Source organism: Nocardiopsis protaetiae, assembly GCF_045446735.1.
GTDB lineage: Bacteria > Actinomycetota > Actinomycetes > Streptosporangiales > Streptosporangiaceae > Nocardiopsis > Nocardiopsis protaetiae.
Genome location: NZ_JBJJBV010000132.1, coordinates 1 through 18,031 on the forward strand (window position 1 = coordinate 1; position 18,031 = coordinate 18,031).

At 68.2% G+C, this 18,031-nt stretch carries 28 protein-coding genes and 1 pseudogene; 25 read left to right on the plus strand and 4 right to left on the minus strand.

Annotated elements, in window-relative coordinates:
• The coding region (locus ACJOT3_RS19930; protein WP_406974405.1) for a TRADD-N-associated membrane domain-containing protein at window positions 1–604 on the plus strand (604 nt) is incomplete at its 5' end.
• A 35-nt stretch (window positions 605–639) separates the two neighbouring features.
• Here the strand turns inward: ACJOT3_RS19930 and ACJOT3_RS19935 are convergent.
• A complete protein-coding gene (locus ACJOT3_RS19935) occupies window positions 640–1,314 on the minus strand; it encodes a DUF8453 domain-containing protein (RefSeq protein WP_406974406.1) in 675 nt (224 codons plus the stop codon).
• Window positions 1,315–1,524: 210 nt separating this feature from the next.
• Here ACJOT3_RS19935 and ACJOT3_RS19940 point away from each other — a divergent pair, with 210 nt between their 5' ends.
• The 5 genes from ACJOT3_RS19940 (at window position 1,525) to ACJOT3_RS19960 (ending at window position 4,346) form a co-directional block, all read left to right on the plus strand.
• Window positions 1,525–2,736 carry a helix-turn-helix domain-containing protein gene (locus tag ACJOT3_RS19940; RefSeq protein WP_406974408.1) on the plus strand — a complete coding sequence of 404 codons (1,212 nt, stop codon included), beginning with the start codon at window positions 1,525–1,527 and terminating at the stop codon, window positions 2,734–2,736.
• A 236-nt stretch (window positions 2,737–2,972) separates the two neighbouring features.
• Window positions 2,973–3,227 carry a hypothetical protein gene (locus tag ACJOT3_RS19945; protein WP_406974410.1) on the plus strand — a complete coding sequence of 85 codons (255 nt, stop codon included), beginning with the start codon at window positions 2,973–2,975 and terminating at the stop codon, window positions 3,225–3,227.
• A gap of 2 nt (window positions 3,228–3,229) precedes the next feature.
• The gene (locus tag ACJOT3_RS19950) at window positions 3,230–3,544 is read left to right on the plus strand and encodes a hypothetical protein (RefSeq protein WP_406974411.1); all 315 of its coding nucleotides are present in this window, start codon (window positions 3,230–3,232) and stop codon (window positions 3,542–3,544) included.
• A 212-nt stretch (window positions 3,545–3,756) separates the two neighbouring features.
• Window positions 3,757–4,062 (plus strand): hypothetical protein, encoded by a 306-nt coding sequence (locus tag ACJOT3_RS19955; protein ID WP_406974412.1) that lies wholly within the window; start codon window positions 3,757–3,759, stop codon window positions 4,060–4,062.
• Window positions 4,059–4,346, plus strand: coding sequence for a hypothetical protein (locus ACJOT3_RS19960; RefSeq protein WP_406974414.1), 288 nt, complete (start codon window positions 4,059–4,061; stop codon window positions 4,344–4,346). The genes ACJOT3_RS19955 and ACJOT3_RS19960 overlap by 4 nt, the downstream gene beginning before the upstream one ends.
• Window positions 4,347–4,468: 122 nt before the next feature.
• Here the strand turns inward: ACJOT3_RS19960 and ACJOT3_RS19965 are convergent, their stop codons facing one another.
• A complete protein-coding gene (locus tag ACJOT3_RS19965) occupies window positions 4,469–4,684 on the minus strand; it encodes a hypothetical protein (RefSeq protein ID WP_406974416.1) in 216 nt (71 codons plus the stop codon).
• 469 nt (window positions 4,685–5,153) lie between these two features.
• Here ACJOT3_RS19965 and ACJOT3_RS19970 point away from each other — a divergent pair, with 469 nt between their 5' ends.
• The 4 genes from ACJOT3_RS19970 to ACJOT3_RS19985 all read left to right on the plus strand — a co-directional run bounded on the left by ACJOT3_RS19970 (window position 5,154) and on the right by ACJOT3_RS19985 (window position 8,308).
• A complete protein-coding gene (locus tag ACJOT3_RS19970) occupies window positions 5,154–5,375 on the plus strand; it encodes a helix-turn-helix domain-containing protein (RefSeq protein WP_406974418.1) in 222 nt (73 codons plus the stop codon).
• Window positions 5,372–5,560, plus strand: a complete 189-nt coding sequence (locus ACJOT3_RS19975) for a hypothetical protein (protein ID WP_406974419.1) — start codon at window positions 5,372–5,374, stop codon at window positions 5,558–5,560. The genes ACJOT3_RS19970 and ACJOT3_RS19975 overlap by 4 nt, the downstream gene beginning before the upstream one ends.
• Before the next feature lie 95 nt (window positions 5,561–5,655).
• Entirely contained in the window at window positions 5,656–7,818 is a 2,163-nt protein-coding gene (locus ACJOT3_RS19980; RefSeq protein WP_406974421.1) for an AAA family ATPase, read from the plus strand.
• A 187-nt stretch (window positions 7,819–8,005) separates the two neighbouring features.
• Window positions 8,006–8,308, plus strand: a complete 303-nt coding sequence (locus ACJOT3_RS19985) for a helix-turn-helix domain-containing protein (protein ID WP_406974422.1) — start codon at window positions 8,006–8,008, stop codon at window positions 8,306–8,308.
• Window positions 8,309–8,485: 177 nt separating this feature from the next.
• Here ACJOT3_RS19985 and ACJOT3_RS19990 read toward each other — a convergent pair whose 3' ends face one another.
• The gene (locus tag ACJOT3_RS19990; RefSeq protein WP_406974424.1) at window positions 8,486–9,028 is read right to left on the minus strand and encodes a DUF4352 domain-containing protein; all 543 of its coding nucleotides are present in this window, start codon (window positions 9,026–9,028) and stop codon (window positions 8,486–8,488) included.
• A 157-nt stretch (window positions 9,029–9,185) separates the two neighbouring features.
• Window positions 9,186–9,743, minus strand: coding sequence for a hypothetical protein (locus ACJOT3_RS19995; RefSeq protein ID WP_406974425.1), 558 nt, complete (start codon window positions 9,741–9,743; stop codon window positions 9,186–9,188).
• Window positions 9,744–9,891: 148 nt separating this feature from the next.
• Between ACJOT3_RS19995 and ACJOT3_RS20000 the strand changes: the two genes are divergently transcribed.
• The 15 genes and pseudogenes from ACJOT3_RS20000 to ACJOT3_RS20070 all read left to right on the plus strand — a co-directional run.
• On the plus strand, window positions 9,892–10,626 hold the full coding sequence (locus ACJOT3_RS20000; protein WP_406974427.1) for a hypothetical protein: 735 nt from the start codon (window positions 9,892–9,894) through the stop codon (window positions 10,624–10,626).
• A 69-nt stretch (window positions 10,627–10,695) separates the two neighbouring features.
• Window positions 10,696–11,382 (plus strand): hypothetical protein, encoded by a 687-nt coding sequence (locus tag ACJOT3_RS20005; RefSeq protein ID WP_406974429.1) that lies wholly within the window; start codon window positions 10,696–10,698, stop codon window positions 11,380–11,382.
• Window positions 11,383–11,589: 207 nt separating this feature from the next.
• Window positions 11,590–12,180: a hypothetical protein gene (locus tag ACJOT3_RS20010; RefSeq protein WP_406974430.1), complete on the plus strand. Its 591-nt coding sequence runs from the start codon at window positions 11,590–11,592 to the stop codon at window positions 12,178–12,180.
• A gap of 330 nt (window positions 12,181–12,510) precedes the next feature.
• Window positions 12,511–12,696 carry a helix-turn-helix domain-containing protein gene (locus ACJOT3_RS20015; protein ID WP_282104532.1) on the plus strand — a complete coding sequence of 62 codons (186 nt, stop codon included), beginning with the start codon at window positions 12,511–12,513 and terminating at the stop codon, window positions 12,694–12,696.
• Window positions 12,683–12,988: pseudogene (locus ACJOT3_RS20020) on the plus strand (NUMOD4 motif-containing HNH endonuclease); the annotation flags it as partial. The gene ACJOT3_RS20015 and the pseudogene ACJOT3_RS20020, both read left to right, overlap by 14 nt.
• Window positions 12,989–12,997: 9 nt before the next feature.
• The gene (locus tag ACJOT3_RS20025) at window positions 12,998–13,171 is read left to right on the plus strand and encodes a hypothetical protein (protein WP_406974447.1); all 174 of its coding nucleotides are present in this window, start codon (window positions 12,998–13,000) and stop codon (window positions 13,169–13,171) included.
• Between the two features lie 93 nt (window positions 13,172–13,264).
• A complete protein-coding gene (locus tag ACJOT3_RS20030; protein WP_406974432.1) occupies window positions 13,265–13,675 on the plus strand; it encodes a hypothetical protein in 411 nt (136 codons plus the stop codon).
• A gap of 66 nt (window positions 13,676–13,741) precedes the next feature.
• Window positions 13,742–14,230: a hypothetical protein gene (locus ACJOT3_RS20035; RefSeq protein WP_406974434.1), complete on the plus strand. Its 489-nt coding sequence runs from the start codon at window positions 13,742–13,744 to the stop codon at window positions 14,228–14,230.
• On the plus strand, window positions 14,227–14,949 hold the full coding sequence (locus ACJOT3_RS20040) for a DUF2637 domain-containing protein (RefSeq protein ID WP_406974436.1): 723 nt from the start codon (window positions 14,227–14,229) through the stop codon (window positions 14,947–14,949). Before ACJOT3_RS20035 ends, ACJOT3_RS20040 begins: the two co-directional genes overlap by 4 nt.
• Before the next feature lie 226 nt (window positions 14,950–15,175).
• Window positions 15,176–15,328, plus strand: a complete 153-nt coding sequence (locus ACJOT3_RS20045) for a hypothetical protein (protein ID WP_406974437.1) — start codon at window positions 15,176–15,178, stop codon at window positions 15,326–15,328.
• Window positions 15,325–15,579 carry a hypothetical protein gene (locus ACJOT3_RS20050; protein ID WP_406974439.1) on the plus strand — a complete coding sequence of 85 codons (255 nt, stop codon included), beginning with the start codon at window positions 15,325–15,327 and terminating at the stop codon, window positions 15,577–15,579. Before ACJOT3_RS20045 ends, ACJOT3_RS20050 begins: the two co-directional genes overlap by 4 nt.
• Before the next feature lie 146 nt (window positions 15,580–15,725).
• Window positions 15,726–15,854 (plus strand): hypothetical protein, encoded by a 129-nt coding sequence (locus ACJOT3_RS20055; RefSeq protein WP_406974440.1) that lies wholly within the window; start codon window positions 15,726–15,728, stop codon window positions 15,852–15,854.
• Window positions 15,855–15,917: 63 nt separating this feature from the next.
• Complete coding sequence (locus tag ACJOT3_RS20060) at window positions 15,918–16,280, plus strand: WYL domain-containing protein (RefSeq protein WP_406974442.1); 363 nt, start codon at window positions 15,918–15,920, stop codon at window positions 16,278–16,280.
• A gap of 27 nt (window positions 16,281–16,307) precedes the next feature.
• Complete coding sequence (locus tag ACJOT3_RS20065; protein WP_406974443.1) at window positions 16,308–16,808, plus strand: hypothetical protein; 501 nt, start codon at window positions 16,308–16,310, stop codon at window positions 16,806–16,808.
• Window positions 16,809–16,931: 123 nt separating this feature from the next.
• A partial coding sequence (locus ACJOT3_RS20070) for a recombinase family protein (protein WP_406974445.1) occupies window positions 16,932–18,031 on the plus strand: 1,100 nt, incomplete at its 3' end.

Genomic DNA, 18,031 nt, shown 5'->3' on the forward strand with positions numbered 1-18,031 from the left:
CAAAAAGGTTGATCCCTTCAAGACCTGGCTTCTGGTGCACAACACTGTCCAGGGCGACATGTTCGTATCCGGAACCGCCAAACACGACAGGCGTCCGGCGGAGGACAAGGGCAAGGCGGACAACACGCTCGCCGCGCAGCGGGAGAAGATCTACCTCGGGGTTCTGAGCCAGAAGTTCAGGCACGTCGAGGTGAACTTCTGGCTCAGCGTCTTCTTCATCGTGGTCGGCGTTGGCATTATCCTGGCCGGTCTTGTCATGGCGCTGATCCGAGCCGAGGCTACGCCCCTGCTGGTGAGCCTGCTCGGCGCCCCATTCGCAGCGATCGGGCTGTGGCTGAGGTGGCACGTTCGCCAGACCAACACCGCCCTCGATCAGCGGATTGATCGCATCGAGGCTCAGATCGATGAGAACTCCCGGTGGGAGAAGGCGAACAAGCTCATCGACGCGTTCGAATCCCCCGAGCTACGTGACCATGCTCGCGTGCAGGCCGCTCAATGGGTGCTGAAGTCTGAGACGGGCGATTCCGCGACCGCCAACCCCGTTCTTCCTGAGGCCCAGGCGGAGCCGAGACAGAGGATCGAGCCGGGAGACTCCAAGTCCTGACGTCTCGGAGGTACGCGCGGGCGTTAGCCGCCGGATCACGGCAGCTTGTTAGCAACCTCCTGAATGGCCTTGCGGACGAAGTACAGGTTGCCCTCGGGGGCGTCGCGAGTCTCTCGGATGTCGGTGAGGTTGATTTTGTAGGTCTGCTGAGGGAGCGGCCCGAACGGCCCCTCGGCGTCGATCGTGATTGTGTGGATCTTCGGCTCGTCGTCCTGCACGACCTCGTGCCCGACCCCCAAGGACCAGACGAGCTTGCGACCGGGACCGAGAGCTGTGACGCCCTCGCTGAGTCGCTCCTGGCCACGCCCCGCGCCGTGAGGCTTCTCTTGGGGCAGTGGCGGGTCGATGGTGGCGCGGATGTTGTGGGCGAATGTCAGGCCCGAGTTGCCCAACACCAGGTTGAGGATCGTGCCCTGAGCCTCGTCCGGCACCACGTCCACCCAGACATAGGGCTGGACAGCATCCTGCGCTGCCTTGCGCTGAAGCTCGGTCTGAGCTGCTGCGGTCTTGGCTGCCTCGCGCTGAAGCTCGGTCTGGGCAATTGCGGCTTCAACCGCCTTCTCCTGAAGCCCGGTCTGCGCCTGTGCGGCCTTGACCGCGTCCTCCTGGTGTTGAGTCTGGGCCTCCGCGGTCTTGGCCGCCGCCTCCTGGATCTTGGTCTGAGCCTTCGCCGTCTTGACCGCCTCCCTTTGAATCTCGGTCTGAGCCACTACGGCGTTAGAAGCCTGTCTGGCGTACCAGAATGACCCGAGAGCGATAACAGCGGCGACTACGGTAACGACAACCATCCAACCGTCAGCATCCATGGTCCGATGATCGCAGCGGCCCAGCCATCGAGCGCCCGACTTCGCGCGGTTGTTACCGCGTAGGTATAGCCGAACCCGACGCCCCGGGCTGGACGCGGTCAATAGCATGTCGGAATGGAGCACCTCGGGGTACGACTCGCCCAACTGCGCCGTGTTGCCGACCTGACCCAGGAAGGGCTGGCCGAGCGGTCGGGCGTGTCCGTCGACGTCGTTCGCAAGCTGGAGCAGCAGCGCAAGCACAGCGCCCGACTGCCCACCCTGCACGCCCTGGCCACCGGGCTGGGCGTGGAGCTGACCACGCTGCTCGGCGACCCGCCCGCCGTGCCGTCCAACGGTGACGCCGAGCCCCCACAGTTGGTCGCCCTGCGCCGGGCCATCATGCCGCCGCTGTTCGCACCCCCGCCCCCGCGCGACGCGGCCGAGTCCCTGTCGCTGCCGCTGCTGCGCGCCGAGGTGTCCGACGGCTGGAGCCTGTACCACGGGGCCCAGTTCGGGCGGCTGCTGGACGTGCTGCCCGACATCATCGCCGACGCTCGGCTTGCTGCCGCCGTTGGGTCCGGCCACAGCCGAGCCGAGGGCGAGCACGCGCTCGGCAAGGCGCTCCAGCTCGCCGGACACCTGGCCATCCGCCTTGGCAAGACAGACCTGGCGCTGGCCAGCTTGGAGCGCGCCGCGAACGCGGCCGACAACTCCGGTGACCCGCTGCTGGCCCCGATGGTGTTCGGGTCGGTGGCGTGGGCGTACCAGCGCCAGAACAGGTTGGACGACGCCGGGAATCTGGTCATCCACGCGGCGGACGGCGTTGACCGCGAGGTCGGCACCGACACCGCCGCCAGCCTGCGGGTCTGGGGCGGTCTGGTTATGAGCGGCGCCACCAGCGCCGCGCGGTCGGGCGACTACGAGGGGGCTCGCGACATGATGGCCACCGCCGAGCAGCAGGCGCGCCGCCTGCCGAAGCTGCCCCAGCCCCGGGACGGCCGGTCGGTGTCGATCTTCAGTCGCTCGTCGGTGCGCATCGAACGGGTGCGGCTGGCCGTTCAGCACAAGCGCCCAGACGAGGCCCTGGAGTTGGCGAAGGGAATGCGGCTGAGCGCCGACACCCCGCCGTCGTGGCGGACGTGGCTGCTGTTGGACGTCGCGCGGGCGTACACCGACGTTGGCGACGCGCAGGGAGCCGTGGCCACCCTGCAACGGTTGCGCCGGGCGTCCCCCGACTGGATGCGCCACCACACGTTGGCGGTTGCGATCATCCAGGACCTGTACGCCGGGCCCGTCCAGCCCCCGGGGCTGCGCCAGCTCGCCGAATTCGTCGGGGTGACCCCTTAAGCGCTCGAAAGTAGGACGCTGCGTCCCTGTTACGGCGCGTGACTCCTCGGCATCGTTGGGCCCATGGACGCCCAGTCGCGAGACCAGCAGCCCCGCGCCGTCACTCTCGCCGATCTGGCGCGCCTGACCCGGCCGCGCAGACGCCCCGCTCCGGTTGTGTGGCCGACCCAGCGGCCCCCGCTCCCTCGCCGGAGCCGGGGCGCGGACCAGAGCCGAGAGCAACGAGGAGAGACCCCATGACGGCCGAAGGCCGCAGCCCCGACGACCACGCGGACGAGCTGTTCGACCGGCTGTCGGAAGCGCTGCGCGAACACCAGGACACACGATCGACCAAGGCCACGCTGCGGGCAGCGTTGGCCCGAGCTGACGAGGCGTTCGACCGGCTGCACCTGTGGCTGACGGCTGGCAACCCCCTGCCCGAGCCCTGGCGCAAGGCGCAGCGTGCCCTTACTGAGCGCCGGGCCCGACCTGCCGAGTCCGGGGAGGTGTGACCGTGGTGGACACGACGACGCTGGCCAGGGTTTGCGCGTGCAGCCTGTACTCGTACCTTGTCCCGCAGCACACCGGACCCAACGGTGACCAGGTGTGGCGCCGGGTCACCACCGACTGCCTGTCGACCACGCGCAGCACGTTTTCTCCGGGGCACGACGCCAAACTGCTTCGACTGCTGGTCCGGGCGGGGGCCGAGGGCCACCAGGTGCTGATGACCGATGGGGAGACGGTTGTCGGTAAGACGGCCGAGCGGTGGGCGGCTGACCTTGGGTGGCTGGACGCGGTCCGGGAGGGGATCAAGCGGGCCGCCCGCTGACCGGGGGATGGGCCCCGGAAGCTCTCGGATGGGCTTCCGGGGCTTCTTCGTGGGCCGGGCGGAGTTCGGCCCCGGATGGGCGTTCGAGCCGCTCGGAGGCCCCACGGAATGCCGAGAAGAGGCCACGGAGGTGTGGCCCGGGAAGCCCTGTCTGGTGTAGCTTCACGAACGCACTGTGCCCCCGAGCAGTAGCCGAGCCCGAAGGACGCCCCGTGATAGCGACTGTCCACTACTTCACCAACCGCCAGCGCGCCATTGAGGTCTACGAAGCCTCCGACGCCGAGGCGCTGAAGGCGCTGCTGATCGAGTGCCTCACGCTCGACGACTACGACACGAGGATCGTCAACAAGGCGTTCTCACGCATGGGCGACTTCGGGGAGACTTTCGACCTGGGCAAGGAGCGCGGCACCCGCGACAAGAAGCGCAAGGTCACCGCGAGTGTTTCGGTTGACCCGGGGGACCTGACACACCTGGTCAGCGGGACCTACTCCATCAACGTGCCTGGAGGTGCGGCGTGATAGCGGTCGTTCGCTCTTTCGACAAGAAGCAAGGCGTCAAGGTCTACGAGGCCCAGGACGCGAAGGAGCTAAAGAAGCTACTGCTCTGGTTCGTCGCGTCCGACAAGGACGAGAAGAAGACCATCGAAAACGAGATGCCTGACACCGATGACTTCTACACAGTCAGGCCGATCGGTGTGGGGGAGAAGATGGTGACGGTCGAGCAGGGTTTTGTGACACGCATCGTCAGCGCCACCCACAACATCGACGCCCGTGTTGAGGACCTGGACGAGCGGACCGAGTAGGACCCCGCCCGGTTAGAGAGCGGACCCAGGCCGGAGAGGCCCCTGTTGTCGTCGACCAGCTCTTGCGGGTCACGGAGCCTCTTTGGACCGTCCCCGCGGCCCTTCCTTGTGCGGGGTGGGGTTCAGACCAGGGTGCGGGCGAAGTGGTCGGGGCAGTAGGTCCACAGATACCCCTTCGCGAACAGGGCGTGGTGGCGCTTGATGACCGTCATCTGGTCGGCGGGCAGGACGACCCCGCACGCAGTGCACCCCCAGGGCTCGGCGGTGTCTCGGTCGGGGAAGACCTCGCTCAGGACGCGGGGATCGTCGTACTCGATCAGGTCTCGCTCGTCGGTCACGCCTGCGCTCCTCGTCGTGAAAGGCCGCCCGCCTCGTCGTCGGCTGCGCGGGGACGGGGAGCCCATTCGACACGCGGGGCGATCACGAGCTGATTACGGGGCTGCGTCGGCCTGAACACGCCTTGTTGTCACTTCTCGTCGCGCCGGCCCGAACGACGAGTAACGAGCCCCGGCGGGACGGGCGCTGTCGTTGCCGTACTGGGGGTACCGGGATAGGAGCGGTAGCAGGGGCACCCCTCGGCTTGTGCCCCAGGGGACCCACGTGCTCCCCTGGGGGCCAGACAGGCACACAGCCGTCCGGCCCCCGCCTCCTGGGCGGGTGATTGATACCGGGGAGCGGGGAGACTGCCGATGGGCGGGGGTGGCCGAGGGGTCGGCCCCTGCGGGGAGCGGACGCACACAGCGGGCCGCTGCCGCGCCTCGACTCTGCATGATGCGGGCGCGAACCATCCGCAGCGGAGAACCCGTAATGCCTGTCCTCACATTCGACCGCGCCGCCATGCGCCGAATCCGTGAAGAGCGCGGAGTCAGCCGACAGGAGCTTGCCGACAGAGTCGGCCGTCACGCCTCATCGATCAAGCGGTGGGAGCACGGAATCAAGACGCCTCTGCTCGACACCATCGGCCGCCTCGCCGACGCCCTCGGTGTCGAGTACACCGCCCTCATCACCCGGGCGGAGGTGGCCGAGTGACTGCCTTCGACGAAGTCGAGGCGAAGTACGGCGAAACGCCCGCCCCCGCCGACCAGGCCGCGCACGCCGTAGACGTTCAGTGGACCACCGCGCCCATGAGCGACCGGGCGTACAAGCGCCTGGCGGCTCTGTTGTTCGGAGCGCGCCCCGCCGACGCCGACCAGAGCGGGGGCGACGACCAGTGACCACCGCGAACACGCAGCAGCCCCCCGCTGACCAGACGGGGGGCCACCAGAGCCCAGCACAACCCCAAAACTCTGACCCCATCGAAGCAGGTCCGGTGTCCAGCGAACAAGCTGATGCCGCGTGGGTGGCTCGGGCGGGCGCTGACGATGTTCTGGTGGTCAGCCACTCCTCGGGGACCATGGACCCGGTCCGTGACGAGCGGGGCCTGTTGGCCAGTGCGCTGGTGTTGGCCGCACTGGGTCATCCGATCTTGCCGTGCTGGGGTGTGCGCGACGACGGCACGTGCCGCTGTCTCAAGGGAGAGGAGTGCAAGAGCACGGGGAAGCACCCCCTCAGCCGAAAGAGCTTCGCCCCCAACGGCCTAGGCGACGCCACCACCGACGCCGACACCATCATCGGTTGGTTCGCCCAGGACAGCGGCAAGCTCAACATGGGGTGGCGGCTGGACGGGCTGGGCGTGCCGGACGTCGACGTCGCCGAGGGTAAGACCGGCGACCAGACCATGGCTGCGCTGGAGGCCGAGCACGGGCCCCTGACAACCACGCTGACCATCCGCACGGGGCGCGGTGGCCTCCAGTACGTCTACGAGCTGCCCGAGGGCACCGACACCGAGCAGTACGGCGTCACGCTCGGCACCAACGTCGACTTCAAGCGCGGAGCCGGGGCCTACGTCATGGTGCCCGGGTCGAAGACGGTCGACGTGTACCGGATCGAGGCGGGCCAGTTCGGGCAGTACGCCCCTATCGATCACTGGGTGCACGAGTTGGCGCGCTCTGGGGATGCGATCGACCAGGCGAAGCAGCGCCGTAAGCGGCGGCGCGAGGCCGCCGCGCGGGCCGAGGCGATCAACAGCACCTGCCAGGCCGACAACCTGGCCGAGTGCGACTCGAAGGCGGCGTGCCTGAGCCTGCCGCCCGGCCACCGCGACCGCAGCTCGTACCCATGGGTCAAGAAGACGGCCGGATACGAGGCCCGGGACGCCAGGGACACGACTCCGCGCGCGTATGCCAACTACTACGCGGCGATGCGCGCTTACGACCAGGGGTCGAATCGGCCGCGCTACGACTACGACCCCGACAAGTTCGACGAGATCCTTGAATTCGTGTGGCGGGAGGAATCGGCCAAGCGGGACGAGGTTCCCGCCAGCGGGGCGACGCGGGAGCTATGGCGCGCGGATCCCGAGGCGTACAAGGCCACGAGCGAGTACGAGCGTGAGGCCGACAAGGCGCTCTTGCGGACGGTCGCCACCCAGGAAGCTGCCACCGAGCAGGCCGCTGCCGATTGGACAGCACCGACCGAGGATGACGGCGGGTCGCTAGCCGACCTGTTGCGTAAGGACCGCGCCAAGGTCCAGCACCGGTTTGACGGTCTGGGCAAGGTTGGGGCGAACACCACCATCGCGGCGCAGTACAAGACCGGCAAGACCACGCTCGTGTGCAACCTCGCCCGATCGCTGGTCGACGGTGAGCCGTTCCTCGGCAAGTTCGAAGTAGCCACCCCGCTGGTGGGCAACCTCGCGATCTTCAACTACGAACTGGACGGCGACGAGTTCGTTGACTGGCTGGAGGCGCAGAACATCCGCAACGTGGACCGGATCCACGTGCTGAACCTGCGCGGCAAGCGAATGCCGCTGATATCCGACCCGGTCGCAGAGTGGATCACCGCGTGGCTCCGGGACCGTGACGTCGAGGCGTGGATTGTGGACCCTGCGGCTCGTGCGTTCTCCGGGTGCGGTGATGAGAACAGTAACCAGGACGTGTCGGTGTTCACCGAGGCACTGGACGTCATCAAGCGCGAGGCCGGAGTGCGCGACCTGTGGTTGCCGACGCACATCGGCCGAGGTCAGGAGGAGGGTGCCGAGCGGACCCGAGGGGCCACGCGGTGGGATGACTGGCCGGACGTGCTCTGGCGACTGACGAAGGACAAGCAAGACAGTCGGTATTTCAGCGCATTCGGCCGCAAGGTCAGTCAGCCGGAAATCGAACTGTCCTTTGATTCGGCCACCGGGCGGCTCGGCACAACCGGAAACGGTGATCGCCAGTCGACCCAAGACGCCGTGTGGATTACCACGGCGGTCAAAGCTCTGCGCAAGATCCTGGAGACGGGCGAGAGCTGCTCAAAGTCCAAACTCGGAGCGGCACTTGGTAACAGCAAGAAGCAGTCCGAGAAGGCGATCGACGCGGCCATCCGAGGCGGAAAAATCATCGCGACGCCTCAGGGGAAGGGAAAAGCAACTCTTCTCACCCTGCCTGAATAGGCACCTCCCCCCACCTCCCTACGACCTCCCTCCGCGAGCCGGGGGGAGGTCCCCGGCCACACCTCCCCCCTCCCTCAAAGAGGGGGGAGGTGGTCGGGACCCCCTCGTCCGGCAGCAGAGGTCCCCCCGACCGGAGAGGGAGGGAGGCCTGGCGAGAGATAATGACGAACAACAGGAGAACCCGGCCATGACCGACACCGAACCTGAACCCGAGCCGATCCTGAGCTTCGACCGCCGGGCGATGAAGCGCCTGCGACGCGGGCGCGAGCTGACACACGGCGAACTGGCTGCCCTGATGGGGCTGCGCCCGACTAGCGACCTGACAACCGACTGGGAAGCTGGGTGGTCCGCGCCCCAGCTGCGCAACATCGGACGCCTGGCTCGCGCGCTGGAGTGCGACCCCGTCGACCTGCTGACGTGGTCCACCGACGAGGTGACCCCGCGCGAGCGCCGCGAGGCCGCTGCCGAGCGGGACGCCGCCGGGGGCTGAGCCGGGGTGGCTCCTCTCTGACGTTCGGTGGGGCCTTCCCTGACATGGCGTGGCCGGGGCCGGGTGTCGGGCCCACCCGGCCCCTCCAGGTCAGGGAAGAGCGGCCCGTGGCCGGCTGCACTCGTCGTTATGGAGCAATGACCATTGGTTAGCCGCGGAGCTGGGGGCGTCGGTGGTCTACAGCTCGACTCTGACCACTGCCCCGTCTTCTTCGTCCCCGACGACAAGATGGGTGATCTCCGCATCGGCTGGAACGCTGTAGGGGTTCGGGACGACCAGCGCGTTGCCCGGGTTCACGTCCTGCCGTGTCCGGATGGCCAGGTTCCTGTCGTACTCGTAGACGGCCCCCTCGGCGTCCGCCAGACGGAACCACCGCCGGTCCGCCTCCTGAGGTTCCTGGGAGGTGTTCTCGACCCGCACCGTCACGACCACGTAGGTGCCCGCCGAGGTGATCATGTCGCCGTCGAAGCGCGTGGCGTCCATCTCGACGTCTTCGACAGTGACGCTGAACTGGTGGAACTCGAACGCCTCGTCACGCCCGACCTGTTGCTCTTCCACCTCGGCCTGTGCGGTGGTCGCGGTGTCCTCGGGCATCGGGTACGTGGCCAGCACGAAGACGAGCATGGCCAGGGCGCCGAGGACCATGCCCCCGCATCCGCAGCCGAACGCCCATCCGGCCGGGAACTTGGGAGCGGGTGAGGTGGGGGATGGGGCCGTCATGGAGTCCTCCGGGAGGGGGATGATCTGTGCGCAGACCATTATGTCGGCCCGGTTCGGCGACCGGCTGGGCGTGCCCCGTTGGGGTCGGTGACACAACGGGCTTTACGCGGGAACGGCCGACCTGGTCCCGCCCTCCGACGCCGACGAGCAGTAGCTGCTACTTGCCCTGCTCCAGCTCCTTCGCTGTGAAATTGATGCGCTGGGGAGTCTTGATCTCCTTGCCGCTGCCGAGCGAGACCACAGCGTAAACCTCGACGTCGTCGACCTTCGCCCGCCCCCGTGTGGTGCGGAGGGTGGCGAGCATCTGCTCATCTACTTCGATGGCCCACTGTGCGTGCTCGCCCGGTTCCAGCCGGTGGGGCAGGCTGGGGCCGTGGGGCGAGTTCATCTCGCCATAGCGGAGACCGGGCAGTTTGAGGTGCCACTGGGCGACGGTGACAGGTAGCCGCCCAACGCTGCGGACGGTCACGAAGATGGCCCGCTTCGTGAAACCGTACTTGGCCGCGTTGGGGTCGATGGGCTTGCCCCTCTCGGTCAGCGCGTATGCGACTCCGTTGGCTTGGATAACACCATCGTCCAGCTCAGCCGTCGCCCGCCCGCCTGAGAACAGCCAGGACACGACGTTCCAGGTCAGAGACACTGCGGCGGTGACGGCCGCGACGACGGCGATCACGAAGGTGGCGATGTCCAGGGCGGTGGGCGGCTGTGGCTCCATGGCGGCACCTTACAGCGGTCAGGTCCTGCCGGTCACCGACTCCAACCGTGCTGTGCGACTGCGGTGGTGAACCGGTTTCGGCAACGGATGCGCTTCACTTTCCGGCCTCGCGGAGCCGCCCCGGCCTGATCTGCGCCAAGATGTCGGCATGGCGGTTGAGCGCGTTAAGAAACGACTGGAGACTCACCCGCTCGGACAGCTCCGGCTGTACCGAGACGAGCTAGAAGCTATCGCGGAGGCGCTGGCCGAGTTTGGCGAGCTAGAGTTCACCGTCAACGATGAGTTGACGGGGACCGAGCCCGGAGACTTCGCCAAGATGGGTGACGAGCTGCCTGAGCGGCTGGAGCACGTCAGGATGAAGGCGACCAGTGATGACGCGGCGGTTGTGGTGGAGTTGGGGCCGGTCGCTGGAGTTGGGCTTGTTGAGCCGGATATGACCGCTCGGGGCGCGTTGACCGCCGTCGAAAAGATCTGCGCCCCCCACCGGATGAGACCACCGTGGATCTGGCCTCTGCTCGCGCTAGCGGCAGTTTTTGTTTCTTATAGCGTCTACGCTGTTATCCAGGCCGTGGCACAAGGGGCGAAGGTAGGAGAGGCCCTGAATACCGCCGTTGGTGCATCAGCACTGCTGCTCGTGATCGGGTTTCTGGCGTCGCTATTCATCATCCCCCCAATGGCACTAGTCCTAGGCTGGGGGCCCTTTAGGAAGGATGACCCCCGATCTCGGCCGAGAGACGTCATCCTGAACGTGCCCCGGGCAGAGCGGCCCACCTTCGGAGAGCGGCTCGTGGCCGATGGCGGGGTGTCTGCGTTCTGGACCGTGGTCGGGCTGGTCTGTGGCGGGGCGATCGGCTACCTGGTGAACCAGCTGCCGGGGCTGTAGCCGCCCGGATGATCCGAATGACGGCCGGATGCGCTCGGGAGTGGCAGTCTTGGCGAAGTGGAGGATGCTATGGAGACGTTCATACTTTTGACCACGCTGTTCTTCGCTGCTTTGGCGGCGGTCGCGGCGGCTGCTGCTGCCCGGTGGGAGTGGCTGGGCCTCTCACAGCATGTCTGGAGGTACAAAACCGTTTATACGGACCCTGGCCAAGGAAACCGTGTGGACGTAACAGCTCACGCTGAGGGAGCAGGTCTGTTCTATAACGTACGGGCAGGTATTTACGGCCCGGCGGTCAAGCAGGCTGGTGACTGGAAGCAAGCGAGCGCAATGGCGCGGGGGTCGGACCCCTTCGAGCTGACAGCCTTCCTGGACTCCGCCGATAAGGGCGATGCTTGGGTTGACATTCGTTGGATCACCTTCCGGCCGCGCCGTGAGCACGGTGAGAGGATCAACCTGAACACGGGGGAGTTCCAGGAGTACAAGTGGTTCTGGCGTTCTCTCAGCGTGAAGCCCAGGCCGGGCGACCCCTGGTGGAAGATGTGGCCTCACCGCACCGGGGGAGAGTGGAGGGCAACCCGGAAGAGTCCTAGGGCACAGATTCCGACTGAGGGAACGGGGATCGAGTCACTCACCAAGCCCTGGCCGGAGCTTGCCCCGGGGAACGTTGACGTGTCGGAGCTTCCCCCCATGATCATGGAGAAAGGTGACAGCACCGGGGTCACCGACTCCGACGATACGCCGCCAAAGGCCGACTGACCCCCGGTGGCTCTTCTTTGAGTTGGGCCCCGGCTTGGACCACGCATCCGCCCGGGGTGCTCCCGTGTCCAGGGAAACCCCACGGAGGGCCGGAGAGCCACACTCGGGGGCGGCGGGGTGGCCAGCCGGACCAGCGGCGCACTACCCACGGTTACCATGCGGGCCACGCAATGCGATTGTTCGCGTGAACCGTGCCATCGTGTCGCCATGACCGAGGAGAACACGGCGGCGTGGATGCTGCTGAACTGGATGTGGACGGGCCAGCGCGGGTGGGCGCGGCTGGTGCTGCCCGCGCCGATCGACCTGTGCCCCGTGGCCCGCGACGCCGAACCGCTCGGCGAGTCCCGCTACTTCCGCTGGCCCGACCAGGCGGCCGAGCTGCTGGCCGAGGGGGCGGCAGGCCCCGAAACCCGGTTCGACCCGGAGCTGTGCGTGACCCCGCCCCCTGACTCCGATTGGGCCGGGGCGCGCGACCTGCTGCCCGAGGACTTCGACCCGGCGGTGTTCGGGTACGACCTGCCCGCCCCTGAGTGGGAACCAGACCACGTGCCCTCGGTTGTGGTGTGGGTCGAGGCCGACCGGCTCAACGCCGACCAGTGGCGCCTGGTCAAGGAGCTGGACGCGGTCGTGACCGCCCCCGAGCGCGGCGACCCCTTCCAGGTGTGGGCGCGCGCCGAACGGTGGGCCCAGGTCGACACCAGCGCCCTGGCCACCGACTGGCACGACCTGGACGCCTTGGTGATCGAGGAGCCGCCTTACATGTGGTGGCCCGCTCGGGTGCTGCACGGCTTTTCTTGAACGCCCGCGACCTGGCGTGGGCGCATCCGGCCCAGCACCCCCGGGCGCGCCCTCGTGGGCTCGGAGGGCCGTCCGTGCGTTCAGGAGACACACCCGCGCGGCGTCCGGGCCAGGCCGGGCGCGCCCCGGCGCCCAGAACCGGCCGCGGAGTCACCCGTCGCTGTGGTCCTGAAACTCGTCGCTGTCGCCGGCCCCGGGTGTGGTGTGGCAGAGGCCACGCGCCGTAGGGCGGGGTAACGCCCTTGTGGCAAATCCACCTGATCGTGGTCCGGTTGATCCAACGATCACGACGACCGGAGAGCAGGTGGAACGGTGCTCGACCCAAACGCGATGCGCGCCGCACGGAAGCGGCTCGGGATGTCCAGGGACGAGCTGGCGACCAAGCTGAACCGGACGCCGCTCACCGTCCGGCGCTGGGAGACCGGAAAGGTCACCCCGAACGACCACAGCGTGACCGCCCTGGCGGTGGCCCTGGACGTGGAAGTGCGGGAGCTGGTGACCGATGGCGGCCGGTAAGCGCGAGCAGTGGCGCCCTGTGGTCGGATTCGAGGGGCTCTATCAGGTCAGCGACCGGGGCCGGGTCCGCAGCTTCCACCGCGACCCTGAGGGCGAGCTGCTCAACCCCATGCTGAACAGGGGTGGGTACCCGTACGTCAGCTTGTACCGGGACGGCGAGCAGTACACGCGCACGGTCCATCGGACCGTCCTGGAAGCTTGGCGCGGGCCGCGTCCCGAGGGCCACCACGCCGCCCATTGGGACGGCAATAAGACCAATAACCGGGTTAGCAATCTGAGATGGGCCACCCCCGCTGACAACGTGGCGGACCAAGTGCGCCACGGAGTGCACCGGGAGGCGCGCAAGACGGCGTGCCCCCGAGGTCACAAGTATTCGGGCAGCAACCTGCGCATCACCTTCGACGGGCGGCGCGCCTGTCGGGCGTGCCACCGCGAGTACGCGCGCCGACGCCGCGCCGAGCTGGCCGACGCGTAGAGCGGCCGAGCGGCCACCCAGACCGGAGGGTGGCCGCCCCCGGGAACCATGGCATCCCGCTTCCGATCAAAACACAGCACGAGGAGAACCGACATGGCAGATCCACAGGACCCGCGCAAGACCGCCGAGGGGCGCGTTCGCAACGCGCTGCTGGGCGCACGCACGGTTGGCGGGGCCGAGCGCGCCCGGGCGGTGCTGGACCAGACCCCCGGCCTGGACGAGCGCGCCCGCCAGCTTGCCGCAGACGCCGCGCAGCGAGTGGCCGACCTGGCCGCAGAGGGCGACTGGCGCGCCGCGACCGACACCGCGTACGGCACCGCCGAGCAGCTGGCCGAGCAGATGGCCGACCCCGAGCCGCCCGCGCTGTCGCGCGCTGAGATCGCCGAGCGGGTGCAGACCAGCCGGGGCACCGCTGCGGCTCGGCAGGCCATGGCCGGGCGCGAGGCCGTCCGAACCGTCTACGCCCACGGTCAGAAGCGGCGCCCCACCCTGCCCCGCAAGTAGCAGGGCGTAAGCGGGCCGGGGCTGTGCGACCAGCCCCGGCCCGAGCCGATCAGGAGGTTTCAAGCAGTGATCGACACAGACCAGTCAAGCACGCCGACGTGCCGACGAGGGCACGCGCAGACGGGGGAGAACGTCCGACGCCGGTCGGACGGGCGGCAGCAGTGTTGGGTTTGCCTGCGGGAACGGAGGGTTGCATGGCTGGAGGCGAACCGCGAGCACACCCGAAAGCAGGCAGCGGACTACTACGCCGCCAACCTTGAGCGCATTCGGGAGCGGAGGGCGGAACAGAGCCTGCGCCTCCGGCTGGCCGTTCTGGAGGCTTACGGACGTGAGTGTGCGTGTTGCTCGGAGTCCACCGAACGGTTGCTGACCATCGACCATGTAGATAACAACGGCGCTGAACACAGGCGCGAGATCGGCGGGGGAGGCGAGAAGCTCTACCGGTGGCTCAAGCGCGAGGGTTACCCGCCCGGCTACCAGGTGCTGTGTTTCAACTGCAACGTCGGGAGGCACCTCGGCAACGGCGTGTGTCCGCACGAGGAGGCGGGTCGATGAGCGGCCAGAACGTGCCCGAGCGCCCGGCAGCCGTGCGCAGGGTCGCCGTTGCCGGGCTGGCCCTGATCGTGGGGGCGGGGCTATTCACGAGCTTCGCGAACTTGCATGCCTTCGCCGAGCAGTACGGCAAGGCGGGGACACACGCGATCGTCACAGCGGCCACCGTTGACGCCTTGACCCTGCTCGGGCTGCTGGTGGCTCTGACCTACCCGAGCTTCTGGGCCCGGTCGGCATTCATTGTCGGCCTGTTCGCGACCGGGGCCGCAAACGCCGCCGTGGGCTGGGCCGTGGCCTCCTGGCCCGGAGTGGCAACGGCCCTGTTCCCGGTGCTGGCCCTCGAACTCAGTTACAAGGTCGTACTCGGCCTACTCCTGCCGACCAGGCCGAGGGAGCCGGTGACCACTCCGGCCGAGTCTGACCAGGCCACCCCGACCCCTGACCAGTCCAGGGTGGTCACCCCCGTTGAGCCTGACCAGGCCGGTGCGCGCCAGGTGGTCACCGCACCTGATCACCCCGAGCTGACCATGGTCAGCCCTGGCCCGGGACCTGACCCTGTGGCCGCCAAGGCTGAACGGCTTGACCAGGTGCGGGCGCTGCTGGCTGACCACCCTGACCTGACCGCGCAGCAGGTGGCCGACCACCTGGGGGTCAGCCTGACCACTGGTCGGCGCTACTCCAGGCAGATCAGGGCCGAGCAGGTGGCCACCGCTCCGGCCTGACCAAACCCCAAACCCCCGAGCCCCGAGCGCTGTCGAATAGCGCTCGGGGCTTTTTGTATTCGGCGGGTTATAGCGGCGTATGTGTCGGGGTAATTGCGCACGGGGAAAGGATAATAGTTTAATTGGGTATTCCGGCGGCTCGTCCCGCCGTTTTTGAGCCCAATCAAGGTGCCGGGGTGGCGGACCCTACCCGCCCCCCGGCGCGCCAACAGGAGGAGCTGTCGGCATGAACAACGGTACCCGCTGGACCCGCCCCCGACGAGCCGCCCGACCCCGCCCCTTCGTGCGCCTGCTGCCCGCGCGCCCCGCCCTGACCTCCGCCCACGACATGGCCGACCTGGCCGGAGCCGTGCGCCAGTGGTTGGCGGTGACCCGATGAGCGACTGGCAGAGCAGCATGAACCTGCTGATCGAGTTGAACAACGCCCTGCGCATCCTGGGCCCCGGGGGCGTCATTGACTCGGGCATCCACGGCGTGGACGTGCCCCTGCTGGTCGTCGGGGACGCGGTCGTGCAGGTGCGCGCGGGTGCGTTCGTGGTCGACCACACCGACCAGTCCGGCGACCTGGTGAGCCGCTCGGTGCACCCCACGGCCGACGTGCGCGCCCTGGCCCGCGCCCTTGCCGACTAGCACCCCTCCAGCAACAAAGGCTTTATCGTGCCGTGATTTGCGGAGCGCCCTTTTGAAATTGTGGGGGTAATTATCGGAATGATTTAATTGAATTAACAACGCGGGGGGCTTCGCCCCCCGCTCCTCCGGACGAAAGGAAGCCCGAAATGAACGAGTTTGCCGCCGCCCTCCCCGCGTTCGACGTCGCCACGCTCGAATTCGCTCTCAAGCTGGCGCTGGACAACGGCGACACCGCCCACGCTGAGGCGCTCATCGCCGAGCTGTCCGCCCGATAGCCGATCCCCTGGGGGTGCGGACAGGAGCCGCACCCCCGCCCAGCCCCGGACGGAGGACACCCGATGCGCACCAACACCAACCAGGCCAAGACGCTCGGCCACATCCTGCGATCGATGGACCGGGCGTCGGCCGTGACGCTGCGCTACGTCGCCAGCGACGGCAAGGTCTCTCGCCGTCAGGTCGAGGTGCACGCCATCGAGGTAACCGCCGCTGGCGACCTTGTTATCCGGGCTCACGACAGGCGTTCCGGCACGGCGCGGAGCTTTCGACTCGACCGCGTGACGCACATCCGGTGCCACCGCGTGGCCCACCTGGCCGACTACCGCTGCCCGGTGACCCCCGTTGCCGACCAGGTGACCGCCGACGAGCTGGGCGACGTGGTCGCCGTCCGGGGCTGGACCAGCTCCTACACCCTCGCTGCCTGAACACCCCCTAACCGAAAGGAAGCTGACATGACGAACACTGCCAACACCCCCGCCGAGACCAAGACCGCCCCCAAGGCCAAGGCCGAGAACCCCTGCCAGTGCGCCCGGTTCTCCAACGCCGAGACCGGCGAGGCCACCGGCTGCGCCAAGACCACCACGCGCGAGTTCGCGCCCGGCCACGACGCCAAGCTCAAGTCGCTCGCCCTGCGGGCTGGCGCCGCTGGCCAGCAGGTCACCCGCATAGACGACGGAATCGCCGTCACCACCGACGCCGTGAAGGCCGTCGAAGGCTACGGCTTCGCCCACATGGTCCAGGCGGGCATCGAGCGTGCCGCCCGCCTGGCCGCTGAAAAGGCCGAGCGCAAGGCCGCCCGCGCCAAGGCCAGGGAGCAGGCCGCTGCCGACAAGCCCAAGACCGTGAAGGCCAAGGTCGGGCGGGGCACGTTCGAGGGCCGCCTCGAATCGTCCGAGTTCGTCTATACGGTCAATGGCGCCGAGCGGCGCACCACCAAGCACCAGCTGGTCTGACCATCCCCCGGCCCCCGCCCACCCAGCGGGGGCCGTCCTGTATCGATCGACAGAAGGGAAAACCAAGTGAGGGCGGCTCTGTACCTGAGGGTCAGCACCAGTTCGCAGACCGACGGCACCAGCTTGGACAACCAGCTCGACGTGTGCACTCGGTTCGCCGAGCTGAAGGGCTGGAAGGTGGCGGGCACGTACGAGGATGGCGGGGTCAGCGGCACGCTGGTGAAGCGCCCCGAGTTCGACCGGCTGCTTGCCGACGCCGAGGCCGGGCTGATCGACGTTGTCGTCATTGAGCGCTTCGACCGGATCGCACGCACCATCGGCACGTTCTACCGGCTGGCCGAGCAGCTCAAAGAGAGCGGGGTGGCCATCGCCAGCGTCACCCAGGAGCTGGACACTTCGACCGCAGCGGGTGAGGCCATGCTCGGGGTGCTGGCCAGCTTCGCGGGGTTCGAGCACAGGCTCATCACCGAGCGCACCCAAGCCGGGCTGGGCCGGAAGGCCGCTGAAGGCGGTTATGTCGGCGGGGCCCTGCCCTTCGGGTGGCGCGCAGAGGGGAAGGCGCGCGATTCCGAGATCGTCATCGATGAGCGCGAGGCCACCGTGCTGCGGGAGGCTTACACCCTGCTGGTGGGCCAGGGGCTGAGCGTGGGTGACACCGCCGCACGGCTCAACACCCTGGGCCTGGTCACCCGCTCGGGCGTGCCGTGGTCGGTGGTCAACCTCCGGGCCCGGTTGCTGGCCGAGTCCACCACCGAGTCACGTGTGGTGTTTCGGAACCCTGCCCGGGCCAGCGCCGGGCGCGGTGCCAAGCTCAAGAAGGACGGTACCCCCGAGCATGGGGCGACGGTGACGATCCCGCTGCCGCCGATCTTCGAGCCCGGGGAGGCGGCCGAGCTGCGCGAGGCGCTGCGCCCAACCAGGCCGGGGGCAGGCCCTGAGCGCCGGACCTATCCGCTGTCGAAGCGGCTGATCGGGCAGTGCGGGGCGTACTACGTAGGGGGCAAGGGCGGGCGGAAGGACCGACAGAACGGCGCAGGGGTCGGCCCGACCTACCGGTGTAAGGGTCGGGTGGCGCACCACCGGGGCGCGCAGGTGTGCGACGACTCGGCCATCCCCGCGCGCGAGATGGAGGAGCGCGTGTGGGATGAGGTTGTGGCCCTGCTGGGCGACGCCGACCGGCTGAAGGCCATAGCCGCCGACTGGCTGGAGTCGATCGCCTCGGG